At 71.2% G+C, this 21,823-nt stretch carries 14 protein-coding genes and 1 pseudogene; 9 read left to right on the top strand and 6 right to left on the bottom strand.

From position 1 onward, the window contains the following. Positions 1-80 precede the first annotated feature (80 nt). Both ACFZCF_RS17235 and ACFZCF_RS17230 read right to left on the bottom strand, forming a co-directional pair. On the bottom strand, positions 81-1,016 hold the full coding sequence (locus ACFZCF_RS17235; protein ID WP_391287121.1) for a cupin domain-containing protein: 936 nt from the start codon (positions 1,014-1,016) through the stop codon (positions 81-83). A gap of 56 nt (positions 1,017-1,072) precedes the next feature. Continuing rightward, positions 1,073-1,999 (bottom strand): zinc-binding dehydrogenase, encoded by a 927-nt coding sequence (locus ACFZCF_RS17230; RefSeq protein ID WP_391287120.1) that lies wholly within the window; start codon positions 1,997-1,999, stop codon positions 1,073-1,075. Between the two features lie 727 nt (positions 2,000-2,726). Between ACFZCF_RS17230 and ACFZCF_RS17225 the strand changes: the two genes are divergently transcribed. The 5 genes from ACFZCF_RS17225 to ACFZCF_RS17205 all read left to right on the top strand — a co-directional run bounded on the left by ACFZCF_RS17225 (position 2,727) and on the right by ACFZCF_RS17205 (position 13,039). Then, complete coding sequence (locus ACFZCF_RS17225; RefSeq protein ID WP_391287119.1) at positions 2,727-3,914, top strand: phospholipase D-like domain-containing protein; 1,188 nt, start codon at positions 2,727-2,729, stop codon at positions 3,912-3,914. A gap of 813 nt (positions 3,915-4,727) precedes the next feature. After that, positions 4,728-5,390 (top strand): LysE family transporter, encoded by a 663-nt coding sequence (locus ACFZCF_RS17220; RefSeq protein ID WP_391287118.1) that lies wholly within the window; start codon positions 4,728-4,730, stop codon positions 5,388-5,390. 270 nt (positions 5,391-5,660) lie between these two features. After that, complete coding sequence (locus tag ACFZCF_RS17215) at positions 5,661-5,864, top strand: EF-hand domain-containing protein (protein WP_365075195.1); 204 nt, start codon at positions 5,661-5,663, stop codon at positions 5,862-5,864. 698 nt (positions 5,865-6,562) lie between these two features. Further along, positions 6,563-12,769 carry a DNRLRE domain-containing protein gene (locus ACFZCF_RS17210; protein ID WP_391287117.1) on the top strand — a complete coding sequence of 2,069 codons (6,207 nt, stop codon included), beginning with the start codon at positions 6,563-6,565 and terminating at the stop codon, positions 12,767-12,769. Between the two features lie 75 nt (positions 12,770-12,844). Further along, positions 12,845-13,039: a hypothetical protein gene (locus ACFZCF_RS17205; RefSeq protein WP_388443700.1), complete on the top strand. Its 195-nt coding sequence runs from the start codon at positions 12,845-12,847 to the stop codon at positions 13,037-13,039. Between the two features lie 463 nt (positions 13,040-13,502). Here the strand turns inward: ACFZCF_RS17205 and ACFZCF_RS17200 are convergent, their stop codons facing one another. Beyond that, positions 13,503-14,282, bottom strand: coding sequence for an NAD(P)H-dependent oxidoreductase (locus ACFZCF_RS17200; RefSeq protein WP_391287116.1), 780 nt, complete (start codon positions 14,280-14,282; stop codon positions 13,503-13,505). 138 nt (positions 14,283-14,420) lie between these two features. Between ACFZCF_RS17200 and ACFZCF_RS17195 the strand changes: the two genes are divergently transcribed. From ACFZCF_RS17195 to ACFZCF_RS17180, 4 genes are all read left to right on the top strand, one after another. Next, positions 14,421-15,269, top strand: a complete 849-nt coding sequence (locus ACFZCF_RS17195; protein ID WP_391287115.1) for a helix-turn-helix domain-containing protein — start codon at positions 14,421-14,423, stop codon at positions 15,267-15,269. Between the two features lie 724 nt (positions 15,270-15,993). Continuing rightward, positions 15,994-16,305 (top strand): NIPSNAP family protein, encoded by a 312-nt coding sequence (locus ACFZCF_RS17190; protein WP_391287114.1) that lies wholly within the window; start codon positions 15,994-15,996, stop codon positions 16,303-16,305. 436 nt (positions 16,306-16,741) lie between these two features. Continuing rightward, a complete protein-coding gene (gene ctaD, locus ACFZCF_RS17185; protein WP_391287113.1) occupies positions 16,742-18,460 on the top strand; it encodes a cytochrome c oxidase subunit I in 1,719 nt (572 codons plus the stop codon). Between the two features lie 152 nt (positions 18,461-18,612). Then, complete coding sequence (locus ACFZCF_RS17180; protein ID WP_391287112.1) at positions 18,613-18,900, top strand: hypothetical protein; 288 nt, start codon at positions 18,613-18,615, stop codon at positions 18,898-18,900. Positions 18,901-18,991: 91 nt separating this feature from the next. Here the strand turns inward: ACFZCF_RS17180 and ACFZCF_RS17175 are convergent. The 3 genes and pseudogenes from ACFZCF_RS17175 to ACFZCF_RS17165 form a co-directional block, all read right to left on the bottom strand. Continuing rightward, positions 18,992-19,288, bottom strand: a pseudogene (locus tag ACFZCF_RS17175) (DUF2243 domain-containing protein); the annotation flags it as partial. A 550-nt stretch (positions 19,289-19,838) separates the two neighbouring features. Then, entirely contained in the window at positions 19,839-20,375 is a 537-nt protein-coding gene (locus ACFZCF_RS17170) for a hemerythrin domain-containing protein (RefSeq protein ID WP_391287598.1), read from the bottom strand. 181 nt (positions 20,376-20,556) lie between these two features. Further along, positions 20,557-21,000 carry a DUF4383 domain-containing protein gene (locus ACFZCF_RS17165; protein WP_391287111.1) on the bottom strand — a complete coding sequence of 148 codons (444 nt, stop codon included), beginning with the start codon at positions 20,998-21,000 and terminating at the stop codon, positions 20,557-20,559. Positions 21,001-21,823 lie beyond the last annotated feature (823 nt).

The following is a 21,823-nucleotide window of genomic DNA, read 5'->3' as shown; positions in this document are numbered from 1 at the left end:
GACGGATCCATCGGCTGCAAGGACGTGCAGCCGCTCCGGCCGTCCCCGTGCGCCCTGGCGCGGCTGGTTGCGGCCGCCGGTCAGACCATGTGCACCTCACGCCGGTACCCGCCCGGGGCCTGCCCGTACTCGCGCTTGAAAGCCTTGGCGAAGGCGTACTCGGAGCCGTAACCGGTCCGCGCGGCGACCTCGGACAGTGGGGCGTCGGACTCCCGAAGGAGCCGTGCGGCGGTCGTCATCCGCCAGCGGGTCAGATACGTCATGGGCGGTTCGCCGACCAGCTCGCTGAACCGGCGGGCGAAGGCCGCACGGGACAGGCCCGCGCGGCTGGCCAGCCCCGCCACGGTCCACTGGAAGGCGGGCTTCTCATGGATCGCCGCCAGGGCCGGGGCGACCGCCGTGTCACCGAGCGCGGCGGCCCAGCCCTTGGCCTGCGCGGCCGGACGTTCCTCCAGCCAGGCGCGCAGGATGTACAGGAGCAGCGAGTCGATCAGCGCGGGCACGATGCCCGCGGAGCCGGGCCGCGGCTGTTCCAGCTCCGTGCGCAACAGCTGCACGGCCGCGGCCAGTTCGGGGTGCCGGAGGGGGCTCGCGGGCAGATGGATGATCTCGGGCAGCTGCCGTACGAGGGGATGGGGGCGGGCCTGGTCGAGGTGGTAGTTGCCGCACAGCAGGTTGGTGGGGGCGCCCACGCCGCCGACGGTGACCGTGCCGAGTGGTGAGCCCGGGCTGAACTGTGAGGCCTGCTCGACCTGCGAGGGGGTGTCGGGGTGGTCGGCCAGGACGTGACCGCGCCCGTCCCGCAGGAAGACCACGTCCCCCGGGCCGAGCGGGAGGGGCGAGAGATGGGCCGCGTCCTCCAGCGGCACGAGCCAGCACGTACCCGACAACACGACGTGGAATCCCGCACCGGCCACGGGGGGAAGCCTCAGCCCGAAGGGCACACGTCCGGTGGTCCGCACGGAGACCGGCCGGCCGGTACGCATCGAGGCCAGCACCTCGGTGAGGATGTCCAACGCCCGCCCCTCTCCCCGTACCCCCCGGTCTTCCTCCGCACTCTAACCCGCCCCGCTCAGACCACCGTCAGGACGACCTTGCCGCGCGTGCGCCCGGAACCGACCAGCTCGTGGGCCTTCGCCGCCTGTTCCAGCGGGAGCGAGGCGGAGACGTGCGGGCGGATGCGGCCGGCGTCGATCAGGGACGCGATCGCCTCCAGGGAGGCGTAGTCCGGTTCGACCGAGACCCCGGCGAAGCGGCGGCCCTCGTTCTCGACACGGGCGGCGAGCTCGGTGTTCCAGTGCTCCATGATGCTGACCAAGGTGCCGCCGGGCTTCAGGACGCTCAGCGCACGCTCGCCCTCGGAGCTGGAGTCGAAGACCACGTCCATGTCTTCGGCCGCTTCGGTGTAGTCGGTGGTGCGGTAGTCGATGATCTCGTCCGCCCCGAGTCCGTGTACGAAGTCGTGGTTGGCGGCGCTCGTCAGGGCCGTCACGTGGGCGCCGCGAGCCTTGGCGATCTGCACCGCGAAGTGCCCGACACCACCGGCCGCCCGGTGGATCAGCACCCGCTGTCCCTGCTCGACACGGGCCGCGTCGACCAGGCCCTGCCAGGCGGTGAGGGCGGCCAGCGGCACGGAGGCGGCCTGCACATGGTCGAGTGTCGCCGGCTTGCGGGCCACCTGGCGTGAGGGAACCGCCACGTAGTCGGCGTAGCCGGTGGCGGCGCGCGGGAAGAACGGCAGGCCGAAGACCTCGTCCCCGGGCTTGAAACGGGCACCGGGCCCGGCTTCCTCGACGACACCGGACATGTCCCAGCCGACACCGAAGGGAGGCTCGCCCAGGAGCGGGTAGGCGCCGGATCGCACCGCCACGTCGACCGGGTTGACGCCGCTCGCGTGAACGCGGACCAGAACCTCACCGCCGAGCGGGGCCGGCTTGTCTGTCTCGACGAGCTCCAGGACCTCGGGCCCGCCGAAGGACTTCTGGATCACAGCACGCATGGTGAACTCCCTTTCGTCGGGGCGGTCCTGGATGACCGCCCGTCGTGTGTCTCCACATTAGGAAGATCGAACGAGCCGCTGAATATCCTCCAGTCTCCGAAAGATGTCCGAGCGTCCATGCGCGAGTACGGCATGGATGGCACGAGCGACGGGACCAAGATCCGCACCCGCAGGAGCAGCACCACCCAGACCACCGACACCTAGGTCCACTACGTCCACGGCAGTCAGGGCCGCCGCTTGTCCGCCCTTGCCCCCGCAACCCCGACCAACCAGCCTGCGGCCTTCACCCGGCACTGCGACGACAGGGCGGACAATCCCCTCAGCGCCCCCCGCCCCACCTGCATGATCAGCTACGGCTACAACGATGCCTCCCACCTCGTCTCCAAAAGAGCGACGTGGCCACCTGCTGGTCGTACGACAGGGCCCCTTCGATCCGCGGGGCAAACCCGATCACCCGGGCGATGAGGGCGGCGTCCATGCCGGTGGTACCGCCGGGGGTACAGGAGGGCGGCCGGTACGCCATCACCCATGCGACGGCCCTCGACGGCGTCGGAGGCTGCGATCAGTTCCCCGTACGGGATCGTTCCCCGAGGCGCGTCCTTCTTGCCGCACCAGATCGTCGGCCGCAGGGGGTGACAGCGTTCGCGAAGTGCCGGGATAGACTCCCCGGCGCTCTGCGGTCCCCAGAAGGTGACCCCCGGCCCGCTACCCCGACAAAGGATCACGCATGACCCTCGCTGAACAGCGCCCCGACGGCGACCCGGCCGGGATCCAGCGGCTGCGCCGCCGCCTGGAACGGCTGATCGGCGTCGCCGCGACCGAAGGAAACGAACTCGTCGCACTGCGCAACGGTGACGAGATCTTCCCCGCCATGCTGGAAACGGTGCGGGCGGCCGAGCACACGATCGACATGATGACGTTCGTGTACTGGCGCGGGCAGATAGCCCGCGACTTCGCCGCCGCCCTCGCCGACCGTGCCCGGGCCGGCGTACGGGTGCGGCTGCTCCTGGACGGCTTCGGCGCCAAGGAGATCGAGCCGGACCTGCTGGTGGAGATGGACACGGCGGGCGTCCAGGTCGCCTGGTTCCGGAGACCCCTGTGGCTGTCACCGCTCAAGCAGAACCATCGCTGCCACCGAAAGGCCCTCATCGTCGACGAACACACGGCCTTCACAGGAGGCGTCGGCATCGCCGAGGAGTGGTGCGGCGACGCCCGCAACCCCAGCGAGTGGCGCGACACCCACGTGAAGGTGCGCGGTCCGGCCGTCGACGGCATCGCCGCCGCCTTCGCCCAGAACTGGGCCGAATGCCACGACGAGCTCTACGACGAACGCGACCGGTTCATCGAGCACACCCAGCCCGGTACGTCGATCGTCCAGGTGGTGCGCGGCTCGGCCAGCTTCGGCTGGCAGGACATGCAGACCCTCATCCGGGTCATGCTCACCTCGGCCGAGCACCGCTTCCGACTGGCCACCGCCTACTTTGCTCCGGACACCTACTTCATCGACCTGCTCTGCACCACCGCCCGACGCGGAGTGACGGTGGAGATCCTTCTGCCCGGCCCGCACACCGACCAGAGGGCCTGCCAACTGGCCGGCCAGTACCACTACACCCGCCTGCTGGACGCGGGCGTCAAGATCCGCCAGTACCAGCCGACCATGATGCACGCCAAGATCATCACCGTCGACGGCCTGGCGGCACTGATCGGCTCCACCAACTTCAACCGGCGCTCCATGGAGCACGACGAGGAGGTCATGCTCGCGGTCTTGGACGAGGAATTCACCGCGGGTTTGGATCGGGACTTCGACGCCGATCTCGAACGCAGCGTGCCGATCGACCCGGCCCGCTGGAAGCGCCGCGCCGCCTGGCAGCGCGTGCGGGAGACGTCTGTCCGGCCCATCCGCCGGTTCCTGTGATCGCCCGGACGTACCGGTGCGGTCAAGGAACGCGATCACGTCGTTGACCTGAGTCATCACCTCACCGTCCGCCCTGTCTCGACGCCCGGTCCGACAGTGAGCCTCCTGCATCGCTGGTCGGCCCAGCACGGGCTACCGGTCTCGGCCGGGGCGTCGACGATTCCGTGTGCGCGGGCTTCCCAGGACCTGCTCGATGCGCTGACCGACACGGAGCCCATCCCGCACCCCGGAGCCGGGTCGGCGGACGCCGCGGCGGGCGATGGCGATCCGTGCGTGTGCGAGGCGCGCGTACAGCGGATCGCGCCGGGCCGGGCGCGCGTGACGACGGCGGCCTGCCCGGCCGCGAGCCCACACTCCGTACGCGCCGCGCTGGTGCGCCGGGATCGCCACCGAGTTCCCCACCCGCCCGTCGCGACCGGATCCTGCGCCGGCCCGGCCAGATGCAGCGACCGCTCGTGCAGGGGGCCGAACTCGGCGCTCGCACGGGCTTCAGCGCCCGACCCGGCCGCGATCGCGGTGTAGTCGACAGCAAGGGCGACCAACCGCTGCCGGATGCGCTCGGTGGCCGGTTCCTCCTGAGCGCGACCGCTTCCCGCACCTTGGCGACCGTGGCCCACGCCAAGGCCTCACGGCCGGCCCGGGAGTCGCCCAGCGCCATCAGACCGTGGCGCACGGGCGACTGCAGCGGGGCCTGGCCGTACAACGAAGGCGCTGTTGCCGCCGTCGGAGGGCATACGGACCTTCGTGGCCTGAGCAGGCGCAGCATCGGGCGCCCGTGGCTGACCGGTTACGGGGCTGACGAACGGAGAGCGGATGTCGGTCGACCTCTTAGGGTTCCTCGGGGTGGTGGTACTGGCCTACCTCGTCCCCGGGCCCGACTTCCTCGTGGTGCTCCGGTCAGCCACGGAGCACCCGTCCAAAGGTCGCGCCGCGGCGATCGGCGCCCAGGCCGGGCTGTGCGTGCACATGCTCGCCGCCGCCACCGGGCTCTCACTGATCGCCGCCCGGTCCCCCCTCGTGTACGACGCCATCAAACTCCTGGGCGCGGTCTACCTCGTCTACCTGGGGGTCCGGGCGGTGCTCGCCGCCCGTCGGGTCGGCCGCGAGCGGACCACCGGGCGGCAGGCGGCCCCCGGCCCGGCGCCGGGGGGCCCGTCGGAGCCCGGCCCTGCCCCGGACCGGTGGCGGTCCGGCTTCAGCCAGGGCTTCCTCACCAACGTGCTCAACCCGAAGGCGGCTCTGTTCTTCGTCAGCATCCTGCCGCAGTTCACCCACGGCAGTGGATCCATGACCCGCCAGATCTTCTTCCTCGGCACCCTGGACGTCGTCATCGGCCTCGTCTACTGGTTCGCCCTGGTCGCGCTCGCCACCCGCGTCCGCGCATTCTTCGCCCGTCCCGCATTCCGCTACCGCTGGGACCTGACCACGGGCTGGCTCTTCATCGCCATGGGCATCGGCGTGGCCGCAACGGCCTGATCCCGCCACCAGCCGGGGCGGCGGTTCCGATGCTCCGGGAGACAGCGCCCCCTATCCAGCCCGCTCCGGCCAGCTTTCCTGGTCGTGGCCGAACCTGCCCCTGTGGCTCCCCACCTCACCGGACCCGTGGGGCTCCGGAGCGTGGGGGCGGGGGCGGTGGTCGTCGAGACGGTCCGGTCCGAAGCCTCGGTCGTCAGCGTGCTGCCGAGGGTGTGGCAGGGTGGTGGGCATGTGGGCCTCCGGGGCCCGGGAACGTGAGAAAGGGATGCCGTGAACGAGGCCGAGCTCAGGGCGCTGTTCGACGAGATCGACACGGATGGCGACGGGCGGATCAATATCGTCGAGTTGGCGGAGGGCTTCAAGGCCGAGGGCGCCCATGGGCATCTCGCGGAAGAGGTCAAGAAGGCCATGGCGGCCGACGCGAACCACGACGGGGTCCTGGACTTCGACGAGTTCCGAACTCTGCTGAAATAGCGTCAGGCCGGACCGCGCGGGGCGCCTGCGTTCTGCTCCAGGCGCCCCGCGCCCCGCGCGCCGGGTCCCCTGTGTCCCCCGCTCATCGGGCGGACCCCGAGGCCGGGCCGCCCAGCACTCCTCCATCGAGGCATTGACGGCCCGGGGGCTCTGCCGCGGTGCCTGCTGATCAGATCTCACATCCCCTCAGGGCAAGGAAACCGGTTCGCCGCGGGTTACGCGGAAGGCCGCCCGAGATGACCGTCCTGTACACGGCAACGGGCATAGCCCCGCTCGCCCTACGGCGTAGCTGAGCGTCGTAGTGCGCGTCACCACGCAGCCGGCACCGCTCACGAGGTCTGCCGAGCCGGTGCGGACGACGAGGAGGCCGTGGCGCGGCCCGATCCGGGTGGCAGGCCGGGCGGGACACTACGCGCGTCACGCTGCGACGCCGCTCCGGTCCGGGGCGGGGCGGACCCGCACACCGGAATCGGTTCTGTCGGTTCCATTCGGAGCGTGGCCTCCTACTTCTTTGACGTTCGCTCAGATTCTCCTCAACTCCCCTTACGGACTACTGATCTTGTTGGTCTACTCCTCGCGAACCGAGCGAGGCTCGGTGACCGGGCCCGAAGAGGAAGCCAACAATGCCGAGATCATTCAGGCGGTCCGCCATGCCCGCGGACCGGAGCACGCCCCGGGGCGCGCGGCGGAACAAGGGTGTGTCCGCGCTCGTCGTGATGGCACTCGCCATCGAAACCGTCGCGGTCAGCGCGATGGCCTTGCCCGCGGTGGCACTGCCCCCGACCGCGGAGACCGCCCGGCCGAAGGCCCTCGGCCCCGCCGAAGCGGCCGACGCCGCTTCGGCGGCGCTCATGGCCCGGCTGCAGAACCGCCGGATCGAAGTGCTGTCCGAGCGCACCGAGACCGCCACCACCTGGGTCAACCCGAACGGTTCCACCACCCTGGAGGCCGCGTCCGGGCCGGTCCGTTTCAAGGACTCCGCGGGGCAATGGCGTTCCGTGGACGCCGACCTGGTCCGCCGGCCCGACGGGTCGGTGGCCGCGCAGGCGCACCCGCTCGGGCTCCGGCTCGCGGGCCGCACCAAGGGCACCGACGCCGATTCCCTCAAGGCGCGGGCCGCGGAGGCGGGCCGCCCGGAGACCCCCTCGGTCCCGCTGGCCCTCCTCGACGACGGCAAGGGCACCGCGGTGACCGTGGGGTGGCGGGGCGTCCTCCCCGAGCCCACCCTGACGGGCCACACCGCCCGCTACGCGGACGCGCTGCCCGCCACCGACCTGATCATCGAGGCGACCCGTACCGGCTTCGAGCAGTTCCTGGAGCTCAAGGATCGCTCGGCGGTCGCGGCCAACGGTTCGGTGACCCTGAGCATGACCGCCAAGGGGCTCAAGGTCCGGGCGAACGCCGACGGTTCGGTGTCCTTCCTGAACCTTCGCACGGGCCGTCAGCAGGGCGTTCTGCCCGCCCCCGTGATGTGGGACGCCACCGTCGACCCGCGGACCGGCGAACACACCCGCAAGGCCAAGGTCGGGCTGAAGGTCTCCCAGAAGGGGGCCCGGATCGACCTCACCCTCACCCCGGACGCGGCCTTCCTCGCCGATCCGAAGACGGCCTTCCCCGTGACCGTCGACCCCGCGGTGAACATCGGCGCCGGATTCGACACCTTCGTGCAGCAGGGCTACGGCACCGACCAGTCCTCGGCCACCGAGCTGAAGCTCGGCAACAACGGCTCCGGCCAGGTCGCCCGTTCCTTCCTCCAGTTCCCCATGGCGAAGATCGCCGGGAAGCAGATCCAGGCCGCCAAGCTCAACCTGTGGAACTTCCACTCCTGGTCCTGCACCGCCAAGTCCTGGGAGGTCTGGGACACCAGCGCCGCCACCACCGCCTCGCGCTGGACCGCCCAGCCCGGCTGGAACAAGAAGTGGGCCTCGTCCACGCAGACCAAGGGCTTCGGCACCGGCTGCGCCGACGGCTGGGTCAACGCCGATGTCACCACCCTGGCAGCGGCCTGGGCCGCCAACGGCAACACCCACAACACCCTCGGCATCCGGGCCACGGACGAGACGGACGAATACGGCTGGAAGCGCTTCAACTCCGGCAACGCCACCTCCAACACCCCTTACCTGTCGGTCACGTACAACACCAAGCCCGGCGCCGCCACCGTGGTCGCCCCGCTCTCCGGTGCCGTCACCTCCGACTCGACGCCCACGCTGACGGGCAAGGCGAGCGACGCCGACGGCAACACCGTCCAGCTCAGCTTCGAGATCTGGGCCTCCAACGGAACGGCGGCCGTCCAGACCGGCAAGTCGGCCTTCGTGACCTCCGGCACGAACGCCTCGTGGACCCCGACCACCGCCCTGGCGCCGGGCGCGTACAAGTGGCGGGCCGCCGTCTACGACGGTTCCGCCTGGAACGGCACCTGGTCGGCCTGGCAGAACTTCACCGTGGACACCGTGGCACCCGCCGCCCCCACCGTCTCCTCCGCGCAGTTCCCGGCGGGCCAGTGGAGCGGGACCCCGGACGCCTCCGGCAACTTCACCGGGTCCTTCACCTTCACCCCGCCCACCACCGACGTCGCGGCCATCGAGTACCGGCTCGACGCCGGTGCGTGGACCACCGTCGCCACCACGGGCTCCGCCGTCTCCCGCAACCTCACGTTCCGGGCCGGCAAGCACACGGTAGGGGTCCGCGCCAAGGACGCCGCGGGCAACCTGTCCGCCGAACGCACCCACGTCTTCAGTGCCGGCGCGGGCGCCGCGTTGCTGAGCCCGACGCAGGGAGACCGCCCCGCCCGCCGACTGACCCTGAACGCCCAGGGCAAGGACAGCGACACCGGCGTTCGCTACCAGTACCGCCGGGGCGAGCTGGACTCCTGGCGCGACATCCCGGTCGCCGACGTCCGGCCCGCGTCCAACCCCGGGGGAACCGTCACCTGGCCCACCGCCGTGACCGGCGGCTCGCCCGCCGCGCTCGTCTGGAACATCACGGACACCCTCACCGAGGACGGCCCCGTCGACGTCCGCGCGGTCTTCACCGACGGCACGGCCACGGACGCCTCCCCCCACAACACCGTCACGGTGGACCGCCGCGCGGGCTCCGCGCCCAGCACCGGCGTGGGTCCCGGCTCCGTCAACCTCCTCACCGGCGACTACAGCCTGTCCTCCACGGACGCCAACATCCTCGGCCTGACCGTCACCCGCTCCGCCTCCTCCCGCGCCGGGAGCACGGCCGAGCAGGAGGGCCAGGCGCCCATCTTCGGCCCGCAGTGGAACGCCGGCGTCGTCGCCGAACTCACCAAGTCCGACTGGACGCACCTGCGCAAGACCTCCGCGACCTCGGTGGCCGTCATGGACGTCGACGGCGGCAAGGTCGGCTTCACGGCAGCGGCCGGCGGCAGCTGGCGCCCCGAGCCGGGGGCCGAACAGTTCACCCTCACCGGCTCCCTGGCCGGCACCTTCACCCTGCGCAACACCGACGGCATCACCACCACCTTCACCAAGGTCGACCCCGCCCTGGACGTCTGGAACGTCTCCGCCACCGCGCTGCCCACCGACGACTCCACCACCAAGGTGATCGCCGAGAAGGTCACGGTCGACGGCAAGGTCCTCGCCCGCCCCAAGTGGGTCGTCAACCCGACCCCCGCGGCCTCCGTCGCCACCTGTGAGGCCACCCCGGCGACCGCCGGCTGCCGCGTCCTGGAGTACGTGTACGCCGACGCCACCACCGCCACCGCGGGCACCTTCGGTGACTACAGCGGCCGGGTGAAGGAGATCCGCGTCTGGGTGACCGGACCCGGCGAGAACGCCTCCACGCCCTCCGCCGTCGCGCGCTACGCCTACGACGAGCAGGGCCGCCTCCGCGAGGGATGGGACCCGCGCATCACCCCCGCCCTCAAGACCGGCTACACCTACGACTCCGCGGGCCGCGTCGCGACGCTCACCCCCGCCGGGGAACTGCCCTGGACCTTCCACTACGGCAAGGCCGGCAACGCCGCCACCGCCGGTGAGGGCATGCTCCTGAAGGTCTCCCGCCCCGCCCTCAAGCAGGGCGAGGCCTCCGAGACCGAGGGGCAGACGGCCAGCAGCATCGTGTACGACGTCCCCCTGACCGGCGACAAGGCGCCGCACGCCCTCGGCGCGCAGAACGCCGCCGCCTGGGGCCAGACCGGCCTGCCCTCCGACGCCACCGCGGTCTTCCCCACCGGCACGGAGCCCGCCGGCCACGACGGTGCCGCCCTCACCGGCGACGCCTACACCGCCGCGACCGTCAGCTACATCGACCCCTCCGGCCGCGAGGTCAACAAGGGGCTCCCGGGCGGTGGCCTGAGCACCGTCGAGTACGACCGGCACGGCAACGCCGTCCGCGAGCTGTCGCCCAACAACCGTGAACTCGCCCTCGGCGGCACCCCCGCGCGCCAGGCGGAACTCGACGCCCTCGGCATCGCCGACCGCTCCACCGCCGACCGCGCCCAGCTCCTCTCCACCACCACCACCTACAGCGCCGACGGCCTGCGCGAGACCGATCTGCATCGCCCGCTGCACCGGGTCACGCTCGTCGAGCCCGTCGCCGCGGCCGGACCCCGGCCCGCCCTGCCCGCGGGATCCGTCGTCGCCGCCCGCGAGCACACCCGCACCGTCTACGACGAAGGCCGTCCCACCGACAGCCCCGTCTCCGACCGCCCCACCACCGTCACCACCGGCGCCTGGATCGAGGGCTACCCGCAGGACGCCGACCGGCGCACCACCACCAGCGGCTACGACTGGAAGAACGGACTGCGCACCAAGGTCGTCCAGGACGCCGACGGACGCAAGATCACCCGCCTGACCGAGTACGACGCCCAGGGACGCCTCACCAAGAGCACCGCCCCCAAGTCCGACGGGTCCGACGCGGGCACGGAGATCACCACCTACTGGAGCGCCGACGGCACCGGCGCCTGCCAGGGCCACCCCGAATGGGCCGGCCTGCCCTGCAGCACCGGCCCCGCGGGAGCCATCACCGGCGGCGGTGACAACCCCACGGCGCTCCCCGTCAAGACCACGGAGTACGACCGCTGGGGCGGCGTCGCCCGCCTCACCGAGACCGCCAACGGACAGACCCGCACCACCACCGTGACCGCCGACCCGGCGGGCCGCACCCTGAAGGCCACCGTCACCGGAGGAGCCGCCGGCGCCGTCGCCGACACCACGGTCACCTACAGCCCCGAGTCCGGGAACCCGCTGACCACCACCACCGGCGACGCCACCATCACCCGCGCCTACGACAAGCTCGGCCGCCCCACCTCCTACGACGACGGCGCGGGCAACACCACCGTCACCGAGTACGACGCCGCCGACCGGCCCGTCAAGGTGACCGACTCCTCCCCGTCCACCCGCACCTACCGATACGACACCGCCGTGCCCGGCGGCCTGCCCACCGCCACCACCGACTCCGACGCGGGCACCTTCACCCCCACCTACGACCTGGAAGGCAACCTCACCCAGGAGCAGCTCCCCGGTGACATCACGCTCACCGTCACCCGCGACCAGACCGGCGACCCGGTCACCCGCACCTACCGCCGGAACTCCGACGGCGCCGTGATCCTCTCCGACACCGCGGAATTCAGCATCCACGGCCAGCTGCTGCGCAGCGACCGCATCAGCGGCGGCACCCAGGAACGCCGCTACACCTACGACGGAGCCGGAGCCCTCGTCCGGACCGACGACACCTCGTCGGACGAGATCTGCACCCGCCGCTCCTACGGCTTCGACGCCAACGCCAACCGCACCTCCCTCAACGTCACCACCGGCACCGAGGGCGCCCCGTGCGCCGACGGACCGGGCGACACCACCTCGTACTCCTACGACAGCGCCGACCGGCTGGTCGCCGCCGGCACCGAGTACGACGCCTTCGGCCGCACCACCAAGGCCGCGGGAACCGACTACTCCTACTTCGCCAACGACATGGTCCGCTCCCAGACCACCGGCGACCGCCGGCAGAACTGGAGCCTGGACGCCGCGGGCCGCCTCGGCTCCTGGACCGCCGAGTCCAAGACCGCCGAGGGCGCCTGGGAGACCACCGCGACCCGGACCAACCACTACGGCTCCGAGGGCGACAGCCCCGACTGGATCCTGGAGAGCGCCGCTCCCCGCCAGACCAGCCGCTTCGTCAAGAGCAGCGAGGGTGTCCTCGCGGCGATCGCCGGCGGCGGCACCGCCCTGCAGCTGACGGACCTCCACGGTGACGTGGCCGTGCAGTACCCGCTGGACACGGCGTTCGCCCCGCGGGTCCTGTCCACCGACGAGTACGGCAACGCCACCGGCGAGACGGCCCGCTACGGCTGGCTGGGCTCCCGGCAGCGCTCCACCGAGACCGCCGACGGCACCGTCCTGATGGGCGCCCGCCTGTACTCGCCCGCCACCGGCCGCTTCCTGAGCCAGGACTCCGTCCCCGGCGGCAGCTGCAACGGCTACGACTACTCCTGCGGTGACCCGGTCAACAAGAGCGACACCACCGGTACCGCCTGCCGCACCTACACCCGCAGCTACAAGGTGTTCGAGGGCGGCGTACCGATCCAGATCGGCACCGTCGGCATGCGGGTCGAGGTCTGCACCAAGAACGCCGGCATCACCTGGTCCAGCGGTTCCAGCTGGGGCGACGAGGGCGGCGCCGCCTCGAAGATCGGCTGGAGCCTGACCCTCCACAGCGCCTACCGCAGCGTCAACCGCTACGCCTGGCACCAGTGGAAGGCCAACGGCAAGGGTCAGGTGTGCATGCTGAAGGTCATCCCGATCTGCGGCTTCCAGGAGCGCTTCGAGATGAAGATGGACTACTACACCTCCGCGTGGTTCGGCTACGCTCCCGCCCGCAACACCGCGGTCTGGAACGTACGTTGCACCAACAAGCACTGCGGATTCCGCTTCAAGCGTTGACCGACGCACCCTGACGGGGCCGGACGACACCCGTCGTCCGGCCCCCTCGGCACATCCCACCCCGGAAGGACCACCATGAACCACAGGCAGCTGGCCCTCGTGTACGGCTTCGCCCTGTTCCTGCTCTGCTGCGCCATCGGGTACCAGCTGAACGACGGAGACCCCAGCATTCCCTGGGCCCTCGCCGGAGCCGCCGCGGGCACCCTCCTCGCCGTGACCGTCCGCCGGCGGACGGGCCGGCCCGGCGACTCCCGGGGCTCCGGCCACTGACGGCGCGCGGGCCCGGACAACGGCCCCGTGACGCCGCCCCGACCGGGGGAGCGGCACCGCGGCCGCGTCGGCCGGCGCCCTGCTCGCCCAGGCGCGGCACGTCGGTGGCGACCGCCCGCACGCCCGCGTCCCCCCCCCCGTCCTCGAACCGCTCCTCGGCTCCGTCGTCAGCACTGCTCTCCGCGATCCAGGCGCGACCCCGGTGTGTGCTCCGGCCCCAGGACCGCGACGAGTTCGTCCACGCGCCCGGCGGGGACCCCGGCGGCGTCCAGGGCCCGGAACACCTCCAGGCGGACGTTCACCGTCTCGTCCCGGGGCCCGTGGGCGTGCCCGTGACCAGGGACGGAATCCGTCACGCCGGCACCGAACCGAGGCGCAGGGGCGCATCCTGCCGGAAGAGGGCGGCGCGGCTCCGGCCAGCTCTCGGGCCGCGCCTCGGCTCGTCCTGTTCCATCGCGGGCGGTCAGCCGCGCACGTGCAGCCCGAAACCCGTGCGCCCCGCGGGTTCCAGTCCTTCCTTCAGGTGCAGCGAGGGGATCTCGTAGTCGCCGAAGTTCTGCCGCCGGAACGCGATCGGCTCGGTCGACTCCAGGGTGAGCAGGCGCTGCTCCCAGGCCTTGGCGACGTCCGCGTAGTCCTCGCCGGTCATCCGGTCGGCGCCGTACAGCACGAACGGCGGCAGCACCTCGACGCCCGGGTAGTAGAGGATGCCGTGCTGCATCGGGAACAGCAGGTCGTCGATGGGGCCGTTGATCCCGCGAGCGCCGTAATGCGACTCCGGGCCGCCGACGGTCACCGACAGCAGAGCCCTCCTGCCCGCGAGGGTGCCCTCGCCGAAGCGTTCGCCGTACTGGGTGTCGCTGTGCTCGCCGACGCCGTAAGCGAAGCGGTAGGTGAACACCCGGTCCACCCAGCCCTTGAGGATCGCGGGCATCGTGTACCACCACAGCGGGAACTGGAAGACGATCGTGTCGGCCCACAACAGCTTCTCCTGCTCGTCGAGGACATCCGCGGTGAGCGTCCCCGAGTCGAAGGCCCGGCCCGAGTCCCGGGCGACCTTCAGCGGACGTGAGGCCTCGGGGCCGTAGTCCGCGGCGTCGACGACCGCCTTCCAGTTCATCGCGTACAGATCGCTCACCCGTACCTCGTGCCCGGCGTTCGACAGCGTGGACACCGCGAGGTCCTTCAGCGAGCCGTTGAGCGACTTCGGCTCCGGGTGGGCGTAGACGATCAGCGTCTTCACGGGAACTCCTTCGGATCGGATGCCTCCGATCCTGCGCGCCGCGCCGCCCGGCGTTCAGGGGCTCCTCATCCATCGGACCGGACTTCCTGGTAACGGCAGGACCACCCTCGCGCGCACAGCCGAGGCCATACTGAACAGATGGACGATCTTGCGGGTTTCCTGCGGACCCGGCGTTCCCGGGTCGACCCGGCGGCCGCTGGCATCCCCACCGACAGCCGCCGCCGGGTCGAAGGGCTGCGCCGCGAAGAGGTCGCGCACCTGTCCGGCGTCAGCGTCGACTACTACGTACGCCTGGAGCAGGGCCGCGCGACCCAGCCGTCCGAGCAGGTCCTCGACGCCCTCGCCCGCGTCCTCGGCCTCGACGAGACCGAACGCGGACACCTCTACCGGCTCGCCCGGCAGCGCCGCCACCGCGCGAAGGCACCGAGCGGGCGGGTCCGGCCGGAGCTGCTGCGAGTCCTCGGTCTGGTCACCGACGCACCCGCGCTGATCACGAACCACCAGCTGGACGTGCTCGCCGGGAACCGTCTCGCCGGGCTCCTCTACGGCCGGCCGCTGCCGGGCCTGAACACCGCCCGGCACATCTTCCTCGAGGAGTCCGAGCGGGGCCTCTACGCGGACTGGGAGAAGTGCACTCTCGACGTGGTCGGGCACCTGCGCCTGGCCGCCGGCAAATACCCCGGGGATCCGCGCCTGGCCTCACTCGTCGGCGAGCTGGCGATGGGCAGCGAGCGCTTCCGCCGCCTCTGGGCCCGCGCGGACGTGCGCGCCCGCACCCATGGACGCAAGGCGTACCGGCACCCCCTGGTCGGACTGCTGGAACTGCACCAGGAGAACTTCGCGCTGCCGGACGAGTCGGGCATCGAACTACTGGTGCTGTCCGCGCCCCAGGGCAGCCCCGCCGAGGACGGCCTGCGCCTGCTCGCCGGCCTGGGCGCAGACAACGACGATGCGCGTCCCCCAGCGAGCGCCCAGATCAGCGAGTGACTCCACGACGCCTATAGCGCCGGGCCCCCACGCCGGAAGTCGGGACGGGGCCGACCGCTGACGTGTCTGCTCTCTTCCCCCCCCCACGAGACCGGCGGCCGCTGGCACCTCGTCTGCCGGGTCACCGCCGGCATTCCCGCCGCGGTGCTCTCCTGGACCATTGCCGGGCACTGATCGGCCGTCAGGCGTTGGGGGCCCCACCTGCGTACCGGCCGCCGACCGCAGGGGCCGCCGGCGCTACCGGGGCGGCGGGCCCGAACGGGGGCGTCGTGGACGGAACTGGTGGTGGAGTCCGGCGATCGTGGGCCGCGTGTGCCCGAGCACGAGGACCGACCTGATTGCCGCCGAGGGCCGGCAGACGCTGCGGCGCCGACCGTCCGAAGGATCTGGCGCCCCTCCGGCACCTCCCCTCCCGGCCTGCGACTACTGCACCGGCCCGCCCGAACACGAAGAGGTCGAGGCCCGCACCGCCCTGCAGGCCGGCCTCGACCCCGTTACGGCGGCGGTCAAGGAGTTCCGGGGACGTCGCCCGGACCCGATGGCCCGTCGGCTGCTCCAGCGTGCGCAGGGCCGCGCTCGCCGACTGCCGCGCTCGCCGACTGCCGCGCTTACACCGATGAACTCGACCACTGTCGGCGGCGTATGGCCCGGTTCGGCATTGCTCGCCGGGTCACCCCGTGGGTCCGCTGACGAAGTCCGCACCGTCACACGGCATCATGCGGGCATGGTCACCATTCATCTGAAGTACGAGATCGACGCCGACAAACTCGAGGACTTCGAGGAGTACGGCCGCCGCTGGGGCCGGCTCGTCAACCGTTTCGGCGGGACGCACCACGGCTACTTCCTGCCGAGCGAGGGCGACAGCGACATCGCCTACGCCCTCTTCTCGTTCCCCAGTCTGGCCGCGTACGAGCGGTACCGCACGGACAGCATGTCCGACCCCGAGTGCCAGGAGGCGTTCCGACTGGCGCGTGAGACCCGCTGCATCAAACGGTACGAGCGCCGTTTCCTCCGGCCGCTCGACGCCCTGTCCTGAAGCTCCGGGGACCTTTGGCAAGCCGACGTGCGCAGTGCCGACGACCGTGTTCTTTGGGCGCGCGGTCTCGGCGCAGCGCGTCGCGACGAACAGCAGGCCCGAAATCGGATGGCCCTCGATGGACGCCTTACGCCTTACGCCTTAAACCTCAGGCCGCTGAACGCAGGGAAGCGTTCACGCACTGGCTGCACCGGTACAACTATCACCGACCCCCCGCCGGCATCGGCGGCCACGAACCCGCCAGCCGCTGCGCCTACCTCTTCACGCCCGCCATATAGGTGGAGTTTGCCGCAACGGAACTTAACGTCGCAGGTCACAGCGGTGTGATGAAGCGACTGATCCCCGACGCCCCGTATCGAGCGATGGGCGGAGAGGGGCGGATCTAAAGTCGCCCTACCCGTCTGAGTTCAGCTGGAAGTATTTCTACGGAGTTCCCATGGTCACGTCCACGGAGCCACCCACTCTCGTGCCGGTGGAGAGGAGGAGTAGAGGGCGGATCGTCGTGGACTGGATCACCACGACCGACCACAAGAAGATCGGGCACCTCTACCTGATCACATCGTTTGTCTTCTTCCTGCTCGGCGGAATCCTTGCACTGGTGATCCGTGCGGAACTGGCGCGCCCGGGAATGCAGATCATCTCTCCCGAGCAGTACAACCAGGCGTTCACCCTCCACGGCACGGTGATGCTGCTGTTGTTCGCGACCCCGACCTTCGCCGGTTTCGCCAACGCGATCATGCCGTTGCAGATCGGGTCCCCCGACGTCGCCTTCCCGCGCCTGAACATGCTGTCGTACTGGCTGTTCCTCTTCGGCGGGCTGATCGCGTTCGGAGGGATCTTCACCACCCAGGGGACGGCCGACTTCGGCTGGACCGCCTACACGCCGCTCAGCGGAGGAGAACGCACTCCCTACGTCGGCGGTGACATGTGGATCATGGGGCTCGCGCTCGGCGGCTTCGGGACGATCCTGGGTGCGGTCAACTTCATCACCACGATCATCTGCATGCGGGCCCCGGGCATGACGATGTTCCGGATGCCGATCTTCACCTGGAACGTGCTGCTGACCTCGGTGCTCGTGCTGCTCGCCTTCCCCGTCCTGGCGGCGGCGCTGTTCGCGCTGGAGGCCGACCGCCAGTTCGGGGCGCACGTCTACGACCCGGCGAACGGCGGAGCGCTGCTGTGGCAGCACCTGTTCTGGTTCTTCGGCCACCCCGAGGTCTACATCATCGCGCTGCCGTTCTTCGGCATCGTCAGCGAGATCCTGCCGGTCTTCTCCCGCAAGCCGCTCTTCGGCTACATCGGGCTGGTCGCGGCCACGATCGCGATCGCGGGCCTGTCGGCCACCGTCTGGGCACACCACATGTTCGCCACCGGTGCGGTGCTGTTGCCCTTCTTCTCCTTCATGACTTTCCTGATCGCGGTGCCGACCGGCGTGAAGTTCTTCAACTGGATCGGCACGATGTGGAAGGGTTCGCTCTCCTTCGAGACGCCGATGCTGTGGTCGATCGGCTTCCTCGTGACCTTCCTGTTCGGCGGCCTGACCGGCATCATCCTTGCCTCGCCGCCGATGGACTTCCACGTGACCGACAGCTATTTCGTCGTCGCGCACTTCCACTACGTGGTCTTCGGCACGGTCGTGTTCGCGATGTTCGCAGGGTTCTACTTCTGGTGGCCGAAGATGACCGGCACGATGCTCGACGAACGCCTCGGCAAGATCCACTTCTGGACGCTCTTCGTCGGCTTCCACGGCACCTTCCTCGTCCAGCACTGGCTCGGGGCCGAGGGAATGCCGCGCCGTTACGCCGACTACCTCCAGGCCGACGGCTTCACGGCGCTGAACACCGTCTCCTCGATCGGCGCCTTCCTCCTGGGCATGTCGACCCTGCCCTTCTTCTACAACGTCTGGAAGACCGCCAAGACGGCCCCTCGCGTCACCGTCGACGACCCCTGGGGCTTCGGCCGCTCTCTGGAATGGGCCACCTCCTGCCCGCCGCCCCGCCACAATTTCCTCACCCTCCCGCGCATCCGCTCCGAGTCCCCGGCCTTCGACCTGAACTTCCCGAGCCTCGCCGCGCTGGACCACAGCCAGTCGGGTAAGCGGGACGTGATCGACGACCCCGGTGCCCGGCAGAATCCGCGGGATGGCGACGCATGACCATGCGGAGGCGCCAGCAGCCTGGAAGCGTCGCGGGCCGTCGGGCCCAGCGGGACGGCGGTGCTCCCGCGCCGGGCGGATGCGGTGTCCGCCACCCGGACGCACCCGCCGCGGAGGCGACCGCCGGAATCGCCCGACTGGAGGGCTACCTCATGGCGCAGAGAGCCAGGAGCGAAGCCGCCGAGGCCGGCATCGCGTTCGCCCGCCGGTTCACCTGGCTGGGGCCCCAGGAGCAGGCGGAGGTCGCCCGTGCGTTCGCCCAGGAGCACCTCTCGGCGCGGCGCCGGATGCTCCGGTCCACCGTCGCCCGTGCGGACGAGCTCCGCGAGGAGTACAGCAGGCGCTACGCCTTCCTGTGCCGCCGGCTGGTGGCCGCCGGGCTCGGCCTGCTGGCCGCCGCGTCGGGAGTCTGGGCCGTCGTGCCGCGCGCCACCGGCTGACGCGTGCGTTTCCGGTCCAGCCGCCACAACAGAGCGGACGCCACGCTGAGGACGATCAGGACACTGCCGGCCACGATGGCGAGCATGCGGTCGGCCGTGTGTCCACCCCGTAGCGGATCTGGTGCACGCGCAGCAGCTTGTGGTCCACGACGCCGTCGAACAACTGGAAGCCGCCCGCGCCCAGAAGGAAGCCGGCCCAGGCGTGGCCCGCGGACAGCACGTCGCGCCGACGCAGGTCGGCGAACAGGAAGAACCCCGCGACCAGCCCGATGAGTTCCGCCGAGTGGAGCAAGCCATCGGACAGGAGGCCCACCGCCGGAGTGGACCGGTCGTAGAAGTGGTGCCAGCCGAGCACCTGGTGGAAGACGATCTCGTCCAACGCCGCCATGACGGCCGCCCCGACCAGTGCCCCCACCGCCGTCGACCGCCGGTTCTCACGGCCTCGACCGGCGGCCCCCTCGGCCCCACGCCTCACTACGGCCCGCGCCGCCCCACTGCCCGCACACGGTGGGACGGGGGCCGCGGCCGGCCCCCACGACGACTTCCCGGTACGTACTCCGCCACCCTCCACCTCCTGCTTTCCGACCCGGACCACACGGTCGCCCCGCGGCGGTTCCCGCAGCGCGGAACGCCGACGCCCGCCGACCAGCCGCGGTCCCTGTGAACGGAATACCTCCTGTGAGGTGCTCCGGGAACGGGAACCGCGTCCACACGGCCGATTCCTACCCGATCGGGGTCCTTGCACACGGAGGAGAGCGCACGGCTGCGCTTGAGGAGCGGCGGCGCGGGCAGAGGCCCATAGCCCATACGCCGATCACCTGTCCGGTCGAGGCGCGTGGGTCCTCCCGCGGCTGCACGTCGATCGCGTGTGAAGAGACGGTGGGCCGCAGCGTTCAAGCTCCGGGAGCTGCCATCAGGTACCCGCGCGTGCCCTGTCGTCACCGGCGGTACATACTGCCCACGCGTCTGCGGCGCAGCGCGGCGGCACAGGCCAGGCACGCGGCCGCAGCAGCCGCCGCCAGTGCCGCCGCGGTCCACCGCCCGCCGGAGCCCGAGGGCGCGGACAGATCACGGAGACGATCGAGGGCACTCAGCGGCACTCCGGCCAGGGCGTTGCCGGGAGGCCGGCGGGATACGGCTGGATGGGGCCGTGTGGGGGCGGTGCGCCGTACGGTCTCCCAGGCCGAGCCGAGCCGTCGCAGTCGAACCCTGTCGTACTCCAGGGCCTCCTGCAGGCGGGGAAGCAACACATCCTCCTCGTCCCGGATGTCCTCCCGGATCAGGGCGAAGGCGGCGGTGACGAGCCGGTCGTGTCCGGGGTCCCGTGGGTCGGTGGACTGGATCTCCACCGCCAGGTCGTTGATCTGCTGGTGTTCCGCCTCGACCCGGGAGGTGAGCTCCTCGCCGTCGGCGGCGAAGCGCCGCAGGGCGGGCCACAGGACGGTCTCCTCCGCGAAGGCGTGGCTGAACGTCAGCTGGAAGATGTCCCTGAGAATCTCTTGCCGCTCTGACCGGGGCGGCCCCGGGACTCGTACAGGTGCATCAGGCGGTCGAGTTCCGCGTGGTCGCGGCGCTGGCGGGCCAGGACGCTGGCCTCCCCGCCGAGTTGTTCGACGCTTTGCTGCGAAAGAGGCAGGGGCATGTGGCGGCCTTCTGTCAGGTGTGCAGGGCGCGGCGGCGTCCGAGGAGGAAGCCGAGGGCGATCATGCCGACGCCGAGGATGAAGTGGAGCCAGTTGTCCGCGGTGTTCACCGGAACGAAGTTGGCGGAGCTGTCGTGGTCGACGAGGAGGCCGTAGATCCACAGAACGAGGTAGATCACGCCTCCGCCGATGAGGTAGGCGCGGGCGGTCGCGGCGGCACGGGCCATGGCGATGCCGGCGACGCCGAACAGCAGATGGACGATGTTGTGCAGGACGGATACCTGGAAGACGCCGAGCAGCTTGGCCTCCGAGTGGTGCTCGGCGAACTTCAGGGTGTCGTAGTCGGTCGTGATCCCCGGTATGAATCCGAGGATGCCGACGAGCAGGAAGACGACTCCCACCACGAGGGCGGCGAGCTGCACGGGTGTCCGGGCAGTGGTTCGGGAGTGCGTGGTCATGACGGTTCTCCTTTTCGCCGGGGGCGGATCGAGGGGCGCTACGACCCAGGTGGATGACGGCTTGACGGCGCGTACGCAGCCGTCCGTCTTGTGCTTGAACACGTCGTGGGCCGGGGGCAGCTTCGTCCAGGCTCCCCGCCGGAGCGCCGGCCGATGAGCCCCATGAGCCTGCCCTCCGGCGTGCGGCCCCGTGCCGTGGGCGGGTGATCCGGCAGCATGACCTCACCGGCTTCGAGCAGGCTCTCGGCTCGCCGGAGGGCGGTGCGGACCATCTCCCGAGGGTCTCGACCGGCCGGCCGGGCGTACGGCGAAGCAGCCCTCCGGGGAACGGTGCGCTGCGGCTGTACGGCGAGCTCGGTGCGGCGGCCGCCCAGTGCGGGGCGTACGCGCGCTTCCACGTCGTCGCCGAACCGGTCCAACGGGGGCGGGGGAGCGCCCGCCGGGTACACGCCCGTCGGTGCGCGGCGGGGCGGTGACCACGAGCCGGCGGTTCGGGCCGTCCCGGGCCGAGAGCCGGCCCTTCCGAGGGCGGCCGCTGCGACGGTAGGTGCGGCGCCGAAGAGAACCGTGCGGTGCGACCAGTGCACATCTGCCTCCCTGACGGCTCGTGTCGCTCCGGCGACTGCCCGGGCGCGGTGCCCGCAAACTGCGGACGCGCAGTGCCGCGCACGAGCCGCTTCCGGGGCGGGGGCCGGGGCCGTCGGCGGGCACCGAAACGGACCTCAGGAAGGGCCACGGACCGCGGACGGGCATGGGGCGGGTGCTCCGGGCGGCGGAGGGGCGGACGGGGGTCGGGCGGAGCAGTCCACCGTCACCGACGGAC

This window comes from Streptomyces sp. NPDC007945, from assembly GCF_042958885.1.
Lineage (GTDB): Bacteria > Actinomycetota > Actinomycetes > Streptomycetales > Streptomycetaceae > Streptomyces.
This window is presented reverse-complemented; position numbering and strand designations above follow the sequence as displayed.